Source organism: Synechococcus sp. R6-10 (assembly GCF_047461815.1).
In the GTDB taxonomy this organism is placed as follows: Bacteria; Cyanobacteriota; Cyanobacteriia; order Thermostichales; family Thermostichaceae; genus Thermostichus.
This window is the reverse complement of record NZ_JANSHW010000396.1, coordinates 1-2,658: the sequence shown is the minus strand read 5'-3', so window position 1 is coordinate 2,658 and position 2,658 is coordinate 1. Positions and strand designations below refer to the sequence as shown.

General features: G+C 59.0%; 3 protein-coding genes and 1 pseudogene. 1 reads left to right on the top strand and 3 read right to left on the bottom strand.

Annotated features, from left to right (window positions below; genetic code table 11):
* Nucleotides 1-145 precede the first annotated feature (145 nt).
* Together NW837_RS11060 and NW837_RS11055 are read right to left on the bottom strand one after the other, a co-directional pair.
* The gene (locus NW837_RS11060) at nucleotides 146-1,120 is read right to left on the bottom strand and encodes an ABC transporter permease (RefSeq protein ID WP_414331509.1); all 975 of its coding nucleotides are present in this window, start codon (nucleotides 1,118-1,120) and stop codon (nucleotides 146-148) included.
* A gap of 80 nt (nucleotides 1,121-1,200) precedes the next feature.
* Nucleotides 1,201-1,476, bottom strand: coding sequence for a hypothetical protein (locus tag NW837_RS11055; protein WP_041436392.1), 276 nt, complete (start codon nucleotides 1,474-1,476; stop codon nucleotides 1,201-1,203).
* Between the two features lie 246 nt (nucleotides 1,477-1,722).
* Here NW837_RS11055 and NW837_RS11050 point away from each other — a divergent pair, with 246 nt between their 5' ends.
* Entirely contained in the window at nucleotides 1,723-2,250 is a 528-nt protein-coding gene (locus NW837_RS11050) for a TM2 domain-containing protein (protein ID WP_414331507.1), read from the top strand.
* 18 nt (nucleotides 2,251-2,268) lie between these two features.
* Here the strand turns inward: NW837_RS11050 and NW837_RS11045 are convergent.
* Nucleotides 2,269-2,658: pseudogene (locus NW837_RS11045) on the bottom strand (ABC transporter permease); the annotation flags it as partial.

The following is a 2,658-nucleotide window of genomic DNA, read 5'->3' as shown; positions in this document are numbered from 1 at the left end:
AGCGCTTCCAAAAGCTGGATCCCTCGGAAATGGCGCAGATCCAGGCTTGCCTTAAAAAACTGCAGGCTATTTTCTAGCGCTTTCAGATTCCCCTCTCCGATCCGGCTGATCAGCGACCCCCAAGCCGCAGTGCCGGAAGCAACCTCTAGCCCGGTTCAAACGGCTGCCCCAGAGCTGCCGGCGGAGTGGCCTTCACCGCCTGCTGAATCCAGCGCCGCAGCCGAGGTGGGATCCCGCGCAAGCCGTACTCCCACCATTCCCCAGAGGTGAGCACCAACACCAAAATCATCAACACAAAGGGAGCCACCGTAAAAACTTGGGTGGGCACGGCGCGGATGGTGGTCTGGGCAACCCCAGCGAAGGACTGCAAAATGCCGAACAGGTAGGCCCCCAGAGCTACCCGCAAGGGGTTCCAGCCACCGAAGATGACGATGGCCAAGGCAATCCAGCCATACCCTGCTGTATGTCGGTGGCTCCAGCCGGCCTTGAAATCCAGAGAAAAGGCAGCCCCCGCCAAGCCCAATAGGGATCCCCCCACAAGGGTGTAAACATAGCGCCAGAAAATGACATTGGTGCCGCGGGCAAAAGCCGCCGCCGGCTGTTCTCCCATAGCCCGCAACATCAGGCCAGGCTGAGTGCGATACAAAAAGAACCAAGTTCCCCCGATGAGCGCGTAGCTGGCGTACAGCAACAGATCCCCTTGGAACAGGAGTGGCCCCAGCAGCGGCACCTCTCTCAGGAAGGGGATGGGCAGGCTGGGCACCGTTGGCCCTGGGATCCGCACGAACGGATTGCCCAAAAAGGAAGACAAATCCGCCCCCAATAGGGTCAAGACGAAACCAATGGCAATTTGGGATCCCTTCAGGGTCAGCGAGCCAAAGGCCACGATCCCAGCAAACAGCGCTCCCACCGCGGCGGCAGCCAAAAAGCCCAATACCAAGCTTCCCGTCAGCTTGGCCACGGCGAACCCAACCATGGCCGCAAGCATGATCGTCCCCTCTGCGGAGAGGTTGATCACCCCTGCCCGCTCGGTAATGGTTTCCCCCACACAGGCGAAGACCACCGGTGTGGCGGTGGCAATGGCAGTGGAGAGAATAGCAACCAGTTGAGCAGCGTTCATGATGGGCCTGTCGAGAACTCGGGTTGGGTTAACGCATTTGCAGTTGCTGCGGGAATGCGCCTGTCGATCTGGTCATCGCCTCACCCCAACACCCAGAGCATGAAAGCCACCCCTAGGGTGACGGCACCAAACAGAGCATAGCTGATCCGGCGCAGCGGCCTCAGTTGCAGGGCATGCAGATCCTTAAGCCAGCCCAGCCCCAAGGATTCGACAAAGCGATCCAGCACCGCCTGCATAGGGTAGGCGTAAACCGATCCTTGCTCCTTAAAGTTCACCAGCACAACCAGCAGTGTAGCGTAGCCCCAGAGGAGGCCCCAGAGCACAGCGCTCAACCCGATTAAAATTGGCTCAAACATCGACTTTCCCTTGCCTTCTATAGGCATGTCCACTGCTTGCGTGAGCGGGAGACGGAGTTCTTTGAGCCTGGGGGACTTGGATCTCATTATTCCGGTTGTTTTCCCGTTGAGGCTGCCCTCCCTCAGACAAGAGCGTAGAAGGGATCCCAGCTTGCTTGCAGAGATCACGCCGGTTCTCTTCTGCCCGTCCAGGCCAGAAGATGACAAACTGGAAGTACCCGCTCGGAGTTATCTCGTCAAATCCCCATGAGTTCTCGCTACCTGCTGCCCCCCGCTGAACCCAAGTCTGTCGGTACTGCCTATATCCTCTGGGCGTTGGGCATCTTCGGGATCTGTGGCGTCCATCGCTTCTACCTGGGCAAGACTGGAACAGGCATCCTCTGGCTGTTCACCTTTGGCCTGCTGGGCTTTGGCCAGTTAATTGACCTGTTTTTGATCCCAGGCATGGTGGAAAATCACAACTTCAAACTGGCAGTTCTACAGGGATCCCAGCCTTCCCCAACGCCTGCAAAGGCCGTTTCAGCGCCTTCTCAGCCCTTGAAAGGTCAAGCTCTGATGCGGGAGATTCTGCGGCTAGCCCAACAGCGGCAAGGGATCCTCACCCTTGCGGAGATAGCTATCGACTTACCTGCCGACTTTGACGAAATTGAAAAGGCGCTGCAAGAGCTGAGCCGGCGGAGCATGGCTTTCCCCGAAAACAACCCGGTCACTGGAGCGGTAGAATACCACTTCCCTCACCTGCTGCACCGCTCCCCCGACCAACGTTCGCTCTAGATGCCCTCCTGCAGACCTCTACTGGGATCCCAGGATCCCTCGGCGCTTGGCTGCCCGAACCGCCCGGCGAAAGGTCAGCAAGCCCAGGCCGAAGTAGAAAACGCCGCTGGTCAGAGCCATGATCAGCCGCACGGGATCCAAGCCCGCCTCCCGCACCATCACGTCTCGCAGCAGCCCAGCCCCCGCCGTCATGGGCAGACTTTGCCCTAGCCACCTCAGGGATCCCGGCCATTCTTCCGTGGGAGCAGCCAACAGGAAAAGCAGGCCGAATTGGCTGATGATCAAAAGCTGCTGAATTCGCTTCCAAATCAGAGCGGCGGATCCCAGCAAAAACGAGAAGCCGTAGGCCCCCAGCACCACGCTCACCAAAGGCAACACCAGAGCAGGGGGAAACCGCAACCGGCTGCC

Excerpts from the sequence above, each read along its gene's own strand:
- NW837_RS11060 (WP_414331509.1), bottom strand. The coding sequence starts at position 1,120 with ATGAACGCTGCTCAACTGGTTGCTATTCTCTCCACTGCCATTGCCACC.
- NW837_RS11055 (WP_041436392.1), bottom strand. The coding sequence starts at position 1,476 with ATGTTTGAGCCAATTTTAATCGGGTTGAGCGCTGTGCTCTGGGGCCTC.
- NW837_RS11050 (WP_414331507.1), top strand. The coding sequence starts at position 1,723 with ATGAGTTCTCGCTACCTGCTGCCCCCCGCTGAACCCAAGTCTGTCGGT.